19 protein-coding genes and 2 pseudogenes are annotated in these 13,544 nt (G+C 41.9%); 18 read left to right on the forward strand and 3 right to left on the reverse strand.

Annotation, left to right across the window (positions count from 1 at the left end; genetic code table 11):
* Window positions 1-3: 3 nt before the first annotated feature.
* From OC530_RS10235 to OC530_RS10160, 16 genes and pseudogenes are all read left to right on the forward strand, one after another.
* A complete protein-coding gene (locus tag OC530_RS10235) occupies window positions 4-1,815 on the forward strand; it encodes a pblB (RefSeq protein WP_316043883.1) in 1,812 nt (603 codons plus the stop codon).
* Window positions 1,812-2,345 carry a hypothetical protein gene (locus tag OC530_RS10090; protein WP_262081214.1) on the forward strand — a complete coding sequence of 178 codons (534 nt, stop codon included), beginning with the start codon at window positions 1,812-1,814 and terminating at the stop codon, window positions 2,343-2,345. The genes OC530_RS10235 and OC530_RS10090 overlap by 4 nt, the downstream gene beginning before the upstream one ends.
* Window positions 2,346-2,353: 8 nt before the next feature.
* Window positions 2,354-2,719, forward strand: a complete 366-nt coding sequence (locus OC530_RS10095) for a hypothetical protein (RefSeq protein ID WP_173218446.1) — start codon at window positions 2,354-2,356, stop codon at window positions 2,717-2,719.
* 6 nt (window positions 2,720-2,725) lie between these two features.
* Window positions 2,726-3,103: pseudogene (locus tag OC530_RS10100) on the forward strand (gp58-like family protein); the annotation flags it as partial.
* A gap of 138 nt (window positions 3,104-3,241) precedes the next feature.
* A pseudogene (locus OC530_RS10105) lies at window positions 3,242-4,177 on the forward strand (tail fiber domain-containing protein); the annotation flags it as partial.
* Window positions 4,170-4,376 carry a hypothetical protein gene (locus OC530_RS10110; protein WP_173214418.1) on the forward strand — a complete coding sequence of 69 codons (207 nt, stop codon included), beginning with the start codon at window positions 4,170-4,172 and terminating at the stop codon, window positions 4,374-4,376. The pseudogene OC530_RS10105 and the gene OC530_RS10110, both read left to right, overlap by 8 nt.
* The gene (locus tag OC530_RS10115; protein WP_262081215.1) at window positions 4,373-4,963 is read left to right on the forward strand and encodes a hypothetical protein; all 591 of its coding nucleotides are present in this window, start codon (window positions 4,373-4,375) and stop codon (window positions 4,961-4,963) included. Before OC530_RS10110 ends, OC530_RS10115 begins: the two co-directional genes overlap by 4 nt.
* Window positions 4,956-5,108: a hypothetical protein gene (locus tag OC530_RS10120; protein WP_191973374.1), complete on the forward strand. Its 153-nt coding sequence runs from the start codon at window positions 4,956-4,958 to the stop codon at window positions 5,106-5,108. Before OC530_RS10115 ends, OC530_RS10120 begins: the two co-directional genes overlap by 8 nt.
* A 10-nt stretch (window positions 5,109-5,118) precedes the next feature.
* Window positions 5,119-5,556, forward strand: a complete 438-nt coding sequence (locus OC530_RS10125) for a hypothetical protein (protein ID WP_050365294.1) — start codon at window positions 5,119-5,121, stop codon at window positions 5,554-5,556.
* A gap of 17 nt (window positions 5,557-5,573) precedes the next feature.
* Window positions 5,574-6,050, forward strand: coding sequence for a hypothetical protein (locus OC530_RS10130; RefSeq protein WP_173214424.1), 477 nt, complete (start codon window positions 5,574-5,576; stop codon window positions 6,048-6,050).
* A 6-nt stretch (window positions 6,051-6,056) separates the two neighbouring features.
* Window positions 6,057-6,377, forward strand: coding sequence for a hypothetical protein (locus tag OC530_RS10135; RefSeq protein WP_050242974.1), 321 nt, complete (start codon window positions 6,057-6,059; stop codon window positions 6,375-6,377).
* Window positions 6,378-6,382: 5 nt separating this feature from the next.
* Complete coding sequence (locus OC530_RS10140; RefSeq protein ID WP_262081216.1) at window positions 6,383-7,207, forward strand: collagen-like protein; 825 nt, start codon at window positions 6,383-6,385, stop codon at window positions 7,205-7,207.
* 14 nt (window positions 7,208-7,221) lie between these two features.
* Complete coding sequence (locus OC530_RS10145) at window positions 7,222-7,551, forward strand: phage holin (protein ID WP_262081217.1); 330 nt, start codon at window positions 7,222-7,224, stop codon at window positions 7,549-7,551.
* Window positions 7,552-7,553: 2 nt separating this feature from the next.
* Window positions 7,554-8,510 carry an N-acetylmuramoyl-L-alanine amidase family protein gene (locus tag OC530_RS10150; RefSeq protein ID WP_262081218.1) on the forward strand — a complete coding sequence of 319 codons (957 nt, stop codon included), beginning with the start codon at window positions 7,554-7,556 and terminating at the stop codon, window positions 8,508-8,510.
* A 176-nt stretch (window positions 8,511-8,686) separates the two neighbouring features.
* Window positions 8,687-8,893, forward strand: coding sequence for a hypothetical protein (locus tag OC530_RS10155; RefSeq protein ID WP_262081219.1), 207 nt, complete (start codon window positions 8,687-8,689; stop codon window positions 8,891-8,893).
* A complete protein-coding gene (locus OC530_RS10160; protein ID WP_000379281.1) occupies window positions 8,877-9,308 on the forward strand; it encodes a DUF2335 domain-containing protein in 432 nt (143 codons plus the stop codon). The genes OC530_RS10155 and OC530_RS10160 overlap by 17 nt, the downstream gene beginning before the upstream one ends.
* A gap of 633 nt (window positions 9,309-9,941) precedes the next feature.
* On the opposite strand, the gene OC530_RS10165 is transcribed toward OC530_RS10160, so the two are convergent.
* The 3 genes from OC530_RS10165 to OC530_RS10175 all read right to left on the reverse strand — a co-directional run bounded on the left by OC530_RS10165 (window position 9,942) and on the right by OC530_RS10175 (window position 12,777).
* Window positions 9,942-11,087, reverse strand: a complete 1,146-nt coding sequence (locus tag OC530_RS10165) for a site-specific integrase (protein WP_172931787.1) — start codon at window positions 11,085-11,087, stop codon at window positions 9,942-9,944.
* 172 nt (window positions 11,088-11,259) lie between these two features.
* Entirely contained in the window at window positions 11,260-11,856 is a 597-nt protein-coding gene (locus tag OC530_RS10170) for a CD20-like domain-containing protein (protein ID WP_218764408.1), read from the reverse strand.
* Window positions 11,857-11,958: 102 nt separating this feature from the next.
* Window positions 11,959-12,777: a S24 family peptidase gene (locus tag OC530_RS10175; RefSeq protein WP_262081220.1), complete on the reverse strand. Its 819-nt coding sequence runs from the start codon at window positions 12,775-12,777 to the stop codon at window positions 11,959-11,961.
* Window positions 12,778-12,942: 165 nt separating this feature from the next.
* On the opposite strand from OC530_RS10175, the gene OC530_RS10180 reads away from it, so the two are divergent.
* The gene (locus OC530_RS10180) at window positions 12,943-13,068 is read left to right on the forward strand and encodes a hypothetical protein (protein ID WP_007284831.1); all 126 of its coding nucleotides are present in this window, start codon (window positions 12,943-12,945) and stop codon (window positions 13,066-13,068) included.
* A 180-nt stretch (window positions 13,069-13,248) separates the two neighbouring features.
* The gene (locus OC530_RS10185; protein WP_001166514.1) at window positions 13,249-13,458 is read left to right on the forward strand and encodes a helix-turn-helix transcriptional regulator; all 210 of its coding nucleotides are present in this window, start codon (window positions 13,249-13,251) and stop codon (window positions 13,456-13,458) included.
* Window positions 13,459-13,544 lie beyond the last annotated feature (86 nt).

The raw sequence follows: 13,544 nt of genomic DNA on the forward strand, positions 1-13,544 counted from the left end.
AAAATGGACGCTTTAACCAGACGACAATTTGACAGAGCCATGTTTGCCAAGGAAAGGACGCTGGCTATCCGTGTTGGTGATTATGCTTCACGAGATATCAAAGAGGCTAGTTTTGAGTATGGCTATATTAAGGGCGATACATACAAACCCGGTGGAACGTGTGCTGGTAGCGGTAAGATTACCTTTACCAGTATCATTACCACGTTCAATAAGCTGGATATCCTACATCCTGAGATTGGGCTACTGGTTGGGAGTACCTATCAGTGGGTCAAGATGGGGGAATACTTCATCAATGACATCGAGATTGACCGAAACCGCAACACAACCACGCTGGAGCTCATGGACGGTATGTTTAAGCTTAATCGTGAGTATGTGACGGACTTGCATTTTCCAGCTGAAGTACGAGAGGTTATTCAGGAAATCTGCCTAAAAACAGGTATTGAGTTAGCGAATGACTATTTCGGAATCAGCGCTATGCGCTACCATGTCGAGCAAGTTCCTGAGGGCAAGAAACTTTCATTCAGGGATATGCTGAGCGCTATGACTCAGATGATTGGGATGTCTTGTTTCTTTAACCGAGAAGGGAAGATGGAAATCCGTGATTTAACTGAGTCAAATATCACGATCAACGCAGATAGTTACTTCCTACATGGCTTGACCAAGAGTGAGATTGAGTATCAGATAGCTGGTATCACTTGTAAGACAGATAAGAAGTCTCTTACGGTTGGTATGAAGACAGGTCGATCTTTGGAACTGGACAATGTCTTCATGACCCAGAGCGCTTTAAATGATCTTTATTATAAGCTGAAAAATCTGACTTACTACCCGTATAACCTCAACTACCAAGGGCATTTGTTACTTGATGTTGGGCAGTGGGTAACCATTCAAACCAACAAGAAAGAAACCTTTAAAGTTCCTGTGTTAAGTCAGAGCTTCACTTTTAAAGGCGGTCTGAGAGGTCGTATCAGCGCAGATAGTAAGGCTGGAAACGATACTCAGTATTCTTACGAGGGGACGATTACCAAGCAGATAAAGCAACAAGAGGGCATTGAAGCCAAAATCCAAGCGCAGATAGAAGCAGCAGACGCAGCTTTTGAAGCAGAGTTTGAAAAGCGTAAAAAAGCGATTGATGATGCAATCGAAAAATACAAAGCAAATGCCGAAGAATTTGGCGCTAAAATCCACGAAGAACTAGAGAAAGAGCGTCCTGAGTTCGTGAAGCGCATCCGTGAAGAACTGATGAGTGGTGCGGACTCCATCGCTGAATTAAGCAAGAAACTGGAGCAGGTCAGTGAGACTGCAAGGGTCAACGCTAGTTTGATTGGTGGGGACGGGAATACCCAGTACAATAAGAACCGCCTCAATGGTGGCACGGCTAAGAAAATCAGTTACGGAACGGATTTTGTAGAAGTCGGTCACAATGGAGAGGGATTTGAACTTGGCAAAAAATACGTCATCAGCTGGTCCGCAACCTGTACACCTTACGGGAAGACAGATGTGACTGTGGTAGTGAATAAGACACCTTTTTATGGTGGACACGTTCATTTATCGCCTGCTAATTCGGTCATGCCAGCGATTGATAAAGACCTGATCCAGAAAGAGGAGCAGGTCTTGGCAGTTTACTATGGTGCCTATGGTCTGACCTTTTCAGGGGACTGGTATCAGAACGTAGAGCAGTCTGTGACGATTGACAATCATACAAGACGGATTGAACTAGCGCCAGTCTACAAGACGGTTGCTGATGGGCAACATGCTAGATATGAGGGAAGTTGGAGCGAGAGTCCAACTTTTATTTTTGACGGAGGTAGAACATGACAGAAACAACGTCTGAAGTAGTACCTATCAGGGTACGACATAAACGGATGCCAGCGAGTGACTGGGCAAGAAGTGACTTTGTGTTGTATGATGGCGAGTTAGGTATCGAGAGCGATACAGGCAAGGTCAAGGTCGGAAATGGCCGTGACCGTTTCTCAGCCTTGCAGTATCTAACAGGTCCCAAAGGTGACCGTGGAGAACGTGGCGAGACAGGACCACGAGGAGCGGACGGTGTTATGCGATTCGAGAACCTGACAAGTCAGCAGAGAGAAAGTTTGCGTGGTCCGCAGGGTGTCCAAGGTGAACGAGGGCAACAAGGACTGCAGGGCATTCAAGGGCCTAGAGGATTGACTGGTGCGACGGGTGCTAGGGGCGCTGATGGAGCTAGAGGCCGTGACGGAGCGCCCGGTCAAAACATCATCAACCAGAATGGTGGGCAACCGATGAAGTATTGGTCTGGTACAAGATCTCAATATGATGCGATTCCTAACAAGGATAGTAATACTATCTACGATATTTTTAGTCAATAGGAGGTAGTATGGCTAGAGAAGGAATTTACGTGGGTGGCAAGGAAATCACTCAGCGTTATGTAGGTGATAAGTTGGTTTGGGAGAAAAGAAAAACAATAGTGCCTTACTTGGGATTTATGGGGACTGTTTCACACAATTACTATTCAAGTGAAATGAATATTTTTAATTACAGTGATGCGTTTAGGGATATTTCGTTTCCAAAAGTTGCTTATATAGGTCGGAGCGAAAGACTTATAGCAATCACCTTGAGAGCAGGATATGGAAATTCTCACGTTATTGCTAAACTAAAAAGCCCAGGTGATTTTAATGAAGCTCAAAGGTTATTTGATACACGAAATGCAGATATTTACATGACGTTTTACGAGGAAAGGTAGTAACACATGGACATAACCATTCAAAACGTCCGTTCGCCTGCTCTTGAGCACAACGGGCGGCATTATAAGGTCTTTCAGCCACGGACACGAGACGAACTGCTGAAACTGCACCATATGGGCTGTGTGGGTGACACGGTGCTGACGGATATTCAGCTGGAGCAGGGGGATTTCCCGACTAGCTTCGTGGAGCCTACTGTAACGCAACGTACCCTGTCAGGTCTCTTCAAGGACATGCGCTCAATAGAACTGGAATTGAGAGACCCGAACAGTACTCTCTGGGGCAAAATCCAGCAGAACAATCAAGGGGCGCTGACCCAGTTCTTTGATACGAATGTGAAGAGTGCCATCGCTCAGACGGCTAGGGAAATCAGGCAGGAAGTGCGAGATGCTGCTAACAGTGCGAGGGTACAAGTTACTCCTGAAGGTGTGACCATCGGTTCAACTACCTTAACTGGTGAGCAGTTAGCCTCTACTATTTCCGCAAGTCCGAGAGGGGTTGATATCATCGCTCCACGAGTTAGAGTACAGTCGGATATGTTGGTAGATGGTGCTGTAACAGCTAGGAAGATGGCCGCTGGTTCTGTCACTGCTGACCATATCCAAGCAGGCGCCATCACAGGGGATAAAATCAGCGTAGACGATGCCCTGATTCGGAACCTGACCGCTAGAGATGCCTTGATTGACAAGCTGACATCTAAACGTATCTTTGCGACTAAGATTGAGTCTGTAGTATCTAGCTCAACTTTCCTACAAGCCTATCAGGGTGAAATTGGAGGTTTTACCTTGGGTCAGTTCGACAATGGAGGCGGTCGCTGGATTTCTGGAGTGAATCAATTCTCGGTCGGTATGGGTAATGGTGCTGGTTATGGTACTAAGACAGCTTTTTGGGCTAATTGGGGCGATAACTGGAACCAAGCTGGACCGAACTCCTGGCATGTGGACACAGATGGGCAGATGTATTGTAAGAATACAGTTAGTTTTTATGGGAAAGTTGACTTTTCTGGCTCTACAAACGTTAATTTCTACAGCAAGATTAATGCTAATAAAGGTATCTGGACAGGAAATGCAGATATTTATGGTGCTGGATCAAACCCAGCTGGAGGAGAGAATGCCGTCGTCTGGTGGAATCAAATCACTACAGCAAAATGGAGAGGCTATGCAGGTATTACTTCGAGTTCAGATAGGCGCTTGAAAGAAAATATTAAAGAGAGTCCAGTTAATGCCTTGGATAAAATCCAAGCATTGAACATGGTCTCTTTTGATTTTATCGAGAGCCAGAAACATGAAGAGGTTGGTTTGATTGCGCAGGAAGTACAAGAGGTAGTCCCTCATGCAGTTGAAACAGATGAGGTAACATCTTATCTGTCTATCAACTATTCGAAATTCATACCCTACTTGCTGAAGGCTGTCCAAGAACTAGACCAGAAAATCAAAGAAATGGAGAACACACATGGATAATAACACAATCGATAAGCTAGTAGCTGAGTCGCTCGCTAACCGCTTGAGAGAAAGTGAATTGAATTGTGCGCATTTAGAAGCGCACTATACGCTGGCTTTAGCTGAATTGCAGGCCTTTAAGGCGGTTCTGGAATATGAACCAGCACTCAAAGAACTATTTGACGAAACGCAAGCAAAAATGAAAGGAGCTAACAAATGAGCTATGAACTTGCAATCAAGCCTTACTTGAAAGGTGGGGAAAATGTAACAGTTGTCGCCATCAAGATGGAAAACAAGGGGCGCTATTCTTATGAGCAGTGCGAATTGCTAGGTGACCATACACAGGATAGTGAGGACACCCTTATCCAAGCGGTTTTGGAATTGGTTCGCACCGAACTTGACCCAACTAGCGCCATTGTCAAAAACCAAGAACAATTGGCTAAGACGACGGAAGCGCTGGAGAGAGCCAACCAACTCATGGATGGCATGCAGAAGGTCAATCTCCAGAATGCTCAGGATATTGAGGATATCTTAGCGCGATTGGAAGAGCTGGAAGCTCAAGGAGAGTCTGACCAGGAGGAGAAAGAGGAGGCAGAGGAGGACACCCCTCAGGTTACGGACACAGAAAACCAAGCTGATGAACCAGCCCCAGCGCAACCAACTACTGAACAACCAGTAGCAGAAGCGCCTACACAACCTGCACCAGCAGTAGAAGAGAAGAAAGAAAGCGAGAAAGAAGATGACATTTCTGAAACGACAAACCAAGAGAGCCCTAGTGAAGACAATGGAGGTAGCAGCAATGAGTAAGATTACACTAGACCAAGCAAAAATCGACATGTACATCAACCTACTGGAACGTGAAGCAGTTGACTTTTCATGGGTACATAAACGCTGGAAAGACCGTGTGCGTAAGGAATTGAAGCGACGTGGTTTGAGTCATCTGGCAGACTAGCGAGGTGCTTATGGACGTCTTACAACAAACAGAACATTTCTTCATGAATGTGCTACCAGTAGCGACGCCAATCGTCGTGGCTTGGTTGGGCTATAAAATGCCGAAGAAAACAAAAGAAGAAACAGATAAAATCGTCTCGGAACTAACCGATGTCAAGAAACAGATTGAAGATGTCCAGACTACTGCTAAAGATAGCAATTCCAAAATCGATGAAGTACAGGAAAAGCTAAAAGTGCACGACGAGGCGCATCTAAATACCATGAAGTTGCGCCTTGACCGTGATATGCGACGGGCTATTCGTAGAGGGTTCACTTCAAAAGACGAATTTTCACTAGTGGAAAGTCTGCACAAAAGCTACAAGGCTTTAGGAGGTAATGGCTACATAGATCGCTTATTCAACGATTTTGGAAAATTGGAGATTAAGGAAGACATCTTAGTAGATGATTAGATAGAAAGAGGTGCAGAATGGTCTGTAATCTCAATATGACCAATTTGCGGCAGATTGACGGCGGTCACCTGATTAAGCAAGGGGACTTGGCTTCCACCTTTGGTTTTGCCCTCTTAGACGAAGACTACCAAGTCATCTCCTCTCTGGAAGGGGAGGAGGCGCTGATCAGTCTGACCAAGGAGGGCTACCAGTGGAAGAAGCAGGTAGCTGTTACCAGTCAAGGTGTGAGTTTTCATCTGGACGCTATCTTGCCCATTGGGAGTTATCGCTTGGAAATCACGGCTGGAGGCTATGTTTTCCCCAGTGATAAATCTGTCCATATCCAGATAGTCGCCTCAGATAAGGAATTGGTCACTGAAGAAGTCCATGCTTTAAAAGAGCTGGATATTGCAAAGGAAGTTGAGAAACAGCTTGCAGGTAGAACTGTAGGCGAGAGCCCAGTAGGTCAGGAATTGCCAGACCTACTCTTTTATTACAATTTAGGAAAGGTGTAACACAAAATGGATACTACAAAATTAACAGCATTTGCGCAGGCAGTGGGGGAAGATAACAAAAAGGTAAACGAAGAGCTGAAAACGAAAGTCAGCACGTCTGCCATGAACCAAGCTATCTCTCAAGCTAAATCCGAGGTTAAGGCTGAAATCTTGGGTGAAGGAGCGCCTGAGAATCTGGATACGCTGAAAGAAATCGCGGAAAAAATCACAAGTATGGGACAAGATGAAAATAGCGCACTTCTTGGCAAAGTAACTGAAGTCAGCGGACGTGTAGACCAGATTGCCAATGTTGACTTGGTCGCAACCTATAACGCAGCGAAAGCGTGAGTGCTATGAGTAACCTTGAAAATCTAGCAAGAGCAATCGGTGAGGATGTCAAGGCAATCAAAGAAGATTCAGAGTTAAAGGATAGGGAAGTCCAGGAAAGACTGGGCTCCCTTGAGAGTAGACCGAGAGTCAATCCAGAAACCCTCGTTACAAAAGCGGAGCTGGAAGAGAAAGGCTACTTGACCTCCCACCAAGACTTGTCTACTTACGCTCAAAAATGGGAGTTGTACAATGATATCCCAATCAAGGCTAGGATTTCCGCCTTAGAAAATCGTCCGTCATTTGACAATCTGACATCCAGCCAGAGAGAAAGCTTAAAAGGGGAAAATGGGCATAGCTTAAATGCCAGCGTTCGTATTGAGGGTTCTTATAAGAATGGCTCTACTAGCCAATTGAATCTGTTTGCGGATGTATTCTACGATGGTGAAGCAGTCACGAGTGGCTATACTCTTGATTATTACTACCGTGGTTTTGGCAATAATAGCTGGGGTGTTTTGAGAAATCAAACGCCTGATGCAAATGGTAAATTTGGTCAGTGGAACGCTACTCAGCGTTCAGGAGGCTGGTTTGAGGTCTACATAGTTGTAACGCACAACGGCATTAAAGCAGCTGCTAGCACACGTCTTGATAATGTCAGTGATGGTGCAACAGGTCCAGCAGGCGCTAGAGGAGCCACAGGAGAACGTGGCCCAGCAGGAGCGCCCGGCCAAAACATCATCAACCAAAACGGTGGGCAAGCCTTGAAATATTGGGTTGGTACAAAGGCTCAATATGAAGCTATCAGAACGAAAGACCCCCATACTATCTATGATGTGTATGAACCAAAATAGAAAGGAAACAACATATGACACAATTTAACGAACTCATCATTGCCTTTGCGACAGGCTTTTTGGCAGTAGCAATAGGCAGTATTGTAAAGGCAGTGAAAGACTACCTTTTGCGTAAAGGCGGAGAGAAAGCGGTGATTATCGCTGAAATCCTAGCCAAGAACGCAGTAAATGCCGTTGAGCAGGTAGCTGCTGAAACTGGCTACAAGGGAGATGAAAAATTGGCACAGGCTCGTGCTAAAATCCGTGTAGAGCTGACCAAATATAACATCAGCATGACTGACAAGGATCTAGACACCTTTGTAGAGTCAGCCGTGAAGCAGATGAACGACGCTTGGAGGGAGTAAGGATGGATATCGATACAAGCAGACTACGTACAGGCTTGCCACAAGTCGGAGTGCAACCTTATAGACAAGTACATGCTCACTCAACAGGCAACCGCAACTCAACAGCTCAGAATGAGGCGGACTACCACTATAGAAAGGACCCTGAACTTGGATTCTTTTCTCATGTCGTTGGTAACGGTCGTGTCATGCAAGTAGGCCCTGTAAATAACGGATCTTGGGACGTTGGAGGCGGTTGGAATGCTGAGACCTATGCAGCAGTTGAATTGATTGAAAGCCATTCAACTAAAGAAGAGTTCATGGCTGACTACCGCCTCTATATCGAACTCTTACGCAATCTAGCTGATGAAGCAGGTTTACCTAAAACGCTTGATACAGACGACTTGGCAGGTATCAAAACGCATGAATACTGTACCAATAACCAACCTAATAACAACTCAGACCACGTTGACCCTTATCCATATCTAGCCAAATGGGGCATTAGCCGTGAACAGTTCAAGCAGGATATTGAAAGTGGCTTGACAATTGAAGTAGGCTGGAAGAAGAACGATACAGGCTATTGGTATGTACACTCAGACGGCTCTTATCCAAAAGATAAGTTTGAGAAAATCAACGGCACTTGGTATTACTTCGACGGCTCAGGCTACATGCTTGCGGACCGCTGGAAGCAGCACACTGACGGCAACTGGTACTACTTTGACCAGTCAGGTGAAATGGCGACAGGCTGGAAGAAAATCGCTGATAAGTGGTATTATTTTGACACAGAGGGCGCTATGAAGACAGGATGGGTCAAGTACAAGGAGACTTGGTATTATCTTGACGGTAAAGAAGGTGCCATGGTATCAAACGCCTTCGTCCAGTCCGCAGACGGAACAGGCTGGTACTACATCAAGGCAGATGGAACAATGGCTGATAAGCCAGAGTTCACAGTTGAGCCAGATGGCTTGATTACGACTAAATAATTTTAAAAAATAAAAGGAAAGGAAAACTTTTCTAAAATGTTTATCTACCCCACAGGACTCGTCCTTGTGGGGATTTTTTTGTTAAAAAGAGTAAGAAACATTGACTTTTTTAAAGAAAGATGTCATAATCAAGTTAATTCAAAAAAATATTATGGAGCGAGTAGGAGGAATTTGGGATGTTAAAAAATACAAAACAACCTCAATACTTTAAGTCTTTTTTACTTGGTATGACAGCAATTGTATTGCCTGTTTTTAGCTTTAACCAGAACATTTCGAAAGTAAAAGCTGATACAGTCCAAGACTGGAAGAAAGTCAAAAGTGATTACAAGAAATCAACGATGGGCATTCAGAAAGAGGTAATGAAATTTGGATACCGAGAATAAAGATTTGATTGAAGTCAATAATATTGTTGATGAAGTCGAGCGCTTACCACATGAACAGCGTCAAGTAGTTTTACAGAAGTTGGAAATCTATCAAGGTGACCTACCTCATCCAGATATTCTCAAAGGATATAAAGAGCTATATCCGGATGCTGCTCAAAAGATTATTGATAATGGTATTGCAGAAAGCCAACATCGTAGAGAGATGGAAGATAAATACTTATCAGGGAATATTGCTTCTCATAAATTGGGACAGTTATTTGGCTTTTTAATCGCCCTCGTTGTTATTATTGGTGGAATTTACTTAATAGCAACAGATAAACAAATTGCAGGTAGTGTCTTAACTGGAACTACTGCATTAGGGCTAATTGGTTTGTTTACAGGGAATAATCAAAATAAAAACAAAGACAAAGAATAATTTTTCACCGCAGGCTCAGGCTTGCGGTTTTTTTGTTTGCTCTGAAATTGACTTGTCGAGATCAACAAATAACTTTATAAAGCGCTTGGTTGCCAGTTTTGTTGACGTTAACAAAATTAGAGTTTGTATTTCTATTTTGCAAAAATGCTTATTTTTTAACTTTAGAAACCCAAATCACAATCCTATTGTTCAAAAAAAGCGGTTTCTTGAAGAATAGGGAGAGAAAATCGTGGTGTATTATTGTCAAAAACGCCATTTTGTTAATAATAGATCCTTTTTATTTTTTAATTATTGTCAAAAACGGTGTTTTGTTAAAAATAAAAACAGTGAAATGGCTCACTGATTCTTTTGTAAACTATTAGAATTAAATTGAAACCTTCTCAACTATACGGGCAAGTATGAGTATGAAAATGAATACGAAGATGAATACGATTTAAAAAAGCGATGGAAATTAGTGTGAATGATTTTAACGAAAAAATAAGTAAAAACTCAACTATTTACAAGTGATGATAACTATTTGTAAACGTTTTTCACTTATGGTATAAATAGTACACGTCTTCCTAATCCCTTGAAATCAGTGGGTTTCTAGCATGTCTACCAAAAGTGAATACGAGATTGAATACGGCATGACTTTTAGCTGGGGCGGATGAAATCCATGAGTTGATCGACGACTTCAAAACGTTGATTGTCATTGATGTGGGTATACATATCAAGGGTGGTTTGAACATTATTATGACCTAATCTATCTGAAATGATTTTTGCTGTAACACCAGCTTCAAAGAGAAGAGAAGCGTGTGTGTGCCTGAAACCGTGAGGAGTGATTTTTTTGACATCCTTATGTTCACAAAAGAATCTTCTAAGTCTCTCTTTCACAGCTGAAGGCGAAATCCATCCTCCGAAACTATTCGTAAAGATATAATTCGAATCATGTTTGTAAGGCACACTAGCCCGAAAATACTCTTTTATCTGCTGACGTTTCCAGAGTTTTAATACATTCAGAGTTTCATCATCTAAAGTGATAACCCTCTTACTCCTTTTGGTTTTAGGGTCCTGAACAGTTTGTTTTTTATTAACAACGACAGCCGTACGAGAAATATCCAATCGTTTATTTTCAAAATCAACATCTGACCAGATGAGTCCGATAGCTTCTCCAGTCCTCAAACCAGTAAAAGCTAGTAAGTGATAAAAGGTATACTCTACAGGCTTACAATCTACTCTGCAAACTTTAAGAAACTCCGTTAGCTCCTGTTTTGTATAGTAGTTTTCTTTGGTCTTCAATGGCCTATTTTTAGGCTTGATAATCTTGTCTAAGGGATTTGACTTGATAATGTCAATAGAAGTGGCATACTTGAAAATACGGCTAATGACAGAGTAGTAATTGGCATAGAGGATATAGCGATTTCTTAACTGGATAGCAACCTTCTGACAATAAGCTACACTGATCTGCTGGATTTTCATATCTGTAAAATACAAGTCAATCATAACATCAAGTTTCTTCTTAGTATTCTGATAAGTTGTTGGTTTTACAGTGCTCTTATAGCTATCAAGCCACAAATCAGCAACTTCAGCGAAAGTAGGGTTCTGGAAATCTTCGTTGTTTGAAAAACCATTCTCTTCAACATCTAAGAGAAGGTCACGTTCGGCTGCTTTAGCTTCTTTAATGGTTTTAAAACCACGGCGTGTTGTACGCTTTTCTTTTCCAGTAGCAGGGTCTATACCCAGATATGTTTGAAAGAGATATCTAGTCTCTCCTTTTTTTGTAAGGTATTTTTTTATCATAAAAAGTCCTTTCTTTTCTATTGCTTGCCCGCATAGTTGAAAAGGTGTAGAACTTATGATAAACTATAGTTGTATTTTTTTATCATCCTTTCCATTGCTTGCTTGATGGAAAGTTGAATCCTCACACTCAAAGTTTGGCGATGGAGAGTGTGGGGATTTTTTGTTGTCTTTTTTACTCTAGACCTGAGCTGACTTTAGAAGTCAACAAGAAAGAACCGTCGTCTTGTTTTGAAAACGAAAGAATAACGCTCTTATATTTGCTACCAGTAGAAGTATATGATACTGTCTTGCTGTCGTGGTCATTTACTGAACTAGTTGTCACATTGTTAGGTTCTCCGTGAACGCTAGCAACGTCATCGTAGTTAGTTCCACCAGCTCCATAGTTGATAATATCACCAACTTGAAGCGCATCAAACTGTTCTTTTGTCCAGTTAAATTTAGCATCTTCCTCTTTTTGAGATGATTCGATAGAAGAACTTACAGAGCTAACAGTCTCTTCAATGTTTTTACCTAGTTCTTTCAATGATTTAGCGTACATTGCTTGAGTTACTAATACAATAGCAATAGACACGACTGCTAGAACCGTCCCAATAATAGCTAGTGTTTTTGGTCTTTTTCGATTTACTGCAAAACCAATTAAACCGAAGATAAGAGCTAAAATAGCTAGAATGAATGAAAAATTATTGATGATAGGCATCCATGAGCCAAGTAGAGCAATTGCTCCAAAAATAATAGCTAAAATACCTAAAACTTTGCGTTCTTGTTTCATAATGAAACCTCTCTATCAGCTTTTAGTGTGGATCAGTTATTGCACATATTTTTATTTCTGTTTTTTACATGCCAACTATTTCCAAAATGGAAACAGTTGGTTTTATTCCCCTCTATACACTCCAACTACTGCATAGATCTTGATGTGTGTGTCTTCGGCTGGTGGGAAGTCTAGGATGATGTCTTCGTACTTGTCATTAAGCGATACGAGGCGTAAGCGTCCGTTTTCGGTATAGATCTTCTTGAAGTAAGAACGGTCTCCGTATGCGATAACTGCTAGGTCTCCGTTGTAGGTAGTCAGTCCTTTGTCTACTAAATAGAGAATATCTCCGTCTTGGTAGTCAGGCAGCATGGAGTCTCCGCTGACCTTAGTTGCAATATCGTGATGTGGTGGTTGCTGGTCAACCTCTATAGTCTCTCTATCTGTATCATCGTAGCCAAATCCGTAGTTAAATCCAGAAGCTGCTGCCGTCTCAGATACAACCTCAACTTGGTACAAGTTGATGACTTCCTCCGATACTTCGTTTATCTTCGTTTCTTCTTCGTTTTGCTCTGTGTACATCTCGCCGTTTGCTTTTTGCCTCTCCAGAAGCTCCTCAGAAGTCCGTAGGACGATTTTTTTATTATCTGGGGTTAATTGTACCACCTTGTCCGTTATCTGCTGTGTGAGCAAATCTAGGGACGCTGTGGGGGTGTCTGCTTTACGAATAGGTGGAAATAAATCGTCAATAGTTACGCTGAGAGCAGAGGATATTTTAAACAAAGTATTCTTTTTAGGAGTACGGAAACCTTTTTCATAGTTTGCTATAGTTGTATCCCCCATATCCACTAAAGTAGCTAATTCTTTTTGCGTCAATCCGCGCTGTAATCGATATTCTTTTATTTTTGTTCCGATGTATATAGCTAATTCTTTGTCAGTCATATATTTCTCCTGAGTGTTTTATTAAGTAGATTATAACAAAATATTCACGGAAAGAAAAGTTTTTTTGTTTTTTCGCAAAAAAACTATTGACACTTCACGAAAAGTGAGGTATAATTAAATCATGGTTGAGGTAATCAATCAAATAAATACAGGAGGAAAAGAGATATGCGGAGACGCAAAAAGCCTGAAAAGGCAACAAAAAAAGAGCCATGGCTTGACGGTCCTAAGGCTCTGGTTATCTCAACAGTGATTACAGCCAGTGTTGAGTTAATCAAACACTTCTTGAAATAGAAGTGGGGTGAGCGGGGCGAAAGCCCCAAAGCTCACTATTAGTATAGCATATCTCGAAAGATTTGTCATGAAAGACAAGAAGAAATTTTGGAATGTGGTCTGCTGGACGCTAACCGGTTTTATCTGGGTGTACTTCATCTGGAAATGGTTTTTTTAAAATGAATAGGAGGTGATTATGGTTTGCAAATTCTTTTATATAAACTGAGGAAGGAAAAGAATATTTCTCAGAAAGAAATGGCAGATGTTATTGGAAAAAGCGAGAATAGCTATCGCAACAAAGAATTAGGTAAACAAGATTTTAAACTGAGTGAAATGTTCAAAATCGCCCATTATTTCGGTAAAGAATTGGGCGATATATTCACACCTCAGACTTCACGAAAAGTGAAATAAAACACCTAACATCAAAGAAGGTCAAACTTTTTCAAAATCGATAGAATAATTCTATCAAAACTGTTGACAAGTACCAACAGTTTTGA

The sequence above is a fragment of the Streptococcus sp. Marseille-Q5619 genome, assembly GCF_946901205.1.
GTDB lineage: Bacteria > Bacillota > Bacilli > Lactobacillales > Streptococcaceae > Streptococcus.

What these genes read in the sequence shown, in the direction of transcription:
- OC530_RS10150 (WP_262081218.1), top strand. Translation starts at nt 7,554, where the DNA reads ATGGATATCGATACAAGCAGACTACGTACAGGCTTGCCACAAGTCGGA.
- OC530_RS10180 (WP_007284831.1), top strand. Translation starts at nt 12,943, where the DNA reads ATGCGGAGACGCAAAAAGCCTGAAAAGGCAACAAAAAAAGAGCCATGG.
- OC530_RS10170 (WP_218764408.1), bottom strand. Translation starts at nt 11,856, where the DNA reads ATGAAACAAGAACGCAAAGTTTTAGGTATTTTAGCTATTATTTTTGGA.
- OC530_RS10155 (WP_262081219.1), top strand. Translation starts at nt 8,687, where the DNA reads ATGTTAAAAAATACAAAACAACCTCAATACTTTAAGTCTTTTTTACTT.
- OC530_RS10145 (WP_262081217.1), top strand. Translation starts at nt 7,222, where the DNA reads ATGACACAATTTAACGAACTCATCATTGCCTTTGCGACAGGCTTTTTG.
- OC530_RS10125 (WP_050365294.1), top strand. Translation starts at nt 5,119, where the DNA reads ATGGACGTCTTACAACAAACAGAACATTTCTTCATGAATGTGCTACCA.
- OC530_RS10115 (WP_262081215.1), top strand. Translation starts at nt 4,373, where the DNA reads ATGAGCTATGAACTTGCAATCAAGCCTTACTTGAAAGGTGGGGAAAAT.
- OC530_RS10165 (WP_172931787.1), bottom strand. Translation starts at nt 11,087, where the DNA reads ATGATAAAAAAATACCTTACAAAAAAAGGAGAGACTAGATATCTCTTT.
- OC530_RS10235 (WP_316043883.1), top strand. Translation starts at nt 4, where the DNA reads ATGGACGCTTTAACCAGACGACAATTTGACAGAGCCATGTTTGCCAAG.
- OC530_RS10175 (WP_262081220.1), bottom strand. Translation starts at nt 12,777, where the DNA reads ATGACTGACAAAGAATTAGCTATATACATCGGAACAAAAATAAAAGAA.
- OC530_RS10095 (WP_173218446.1), top strand. Translation starts at nt 2,354, where the DNA reads ATGGCTAGAGAAGGAATTTACGTGGGTGGCAAGGAAATCACTCAGCGT.
- OC530_RS10110 (WP_173214418.1), top strand. Translation starts at nt 4,170, where the DNA reads ATGGATAATAACACAATCGATAAGCTAGTAGCTGAGTCGCTCGCTAAC.
- OC530_RS10135 (WP_050242974.1), top strand. Translation starts at nt 6,057, where the DNA reads ATGGATACTACAAAATTAACAGCATTTGCGCAGGCAGTGGGGGAAGAT.
- OC530_RS10140 (WP_262081216.1), top strand. Translation starts at nt 6,383, where the DNA reads ATGAGTAACCTTGAAAATCTAGCAAGAGCAATCGGTGAGGATGTCAAG.
- OC530_RS10130 (WP_173214424.1), top strand. Translation starts at nt 5,574, where the DNA reads ATGGTCTGTAATCTCAATATGACCAATTTGCGGCAGATTGACGGCGGT.
- OC530_RS10090 (WP_262081214.1), top strand. Translation starts at nt 1,812, where the DNA reads ATGACAGAAACAACGTCTGAAGTAGTACCTATCAGGGTACGACATAAA.
- OC530_RS10120 (WP_191973374.1), top strand. Translation starts at nt 4,956, where the DNA reads ATGAGTAAGATTACACTAGACCAAGCAAAAATCGACATGTACATCAAC.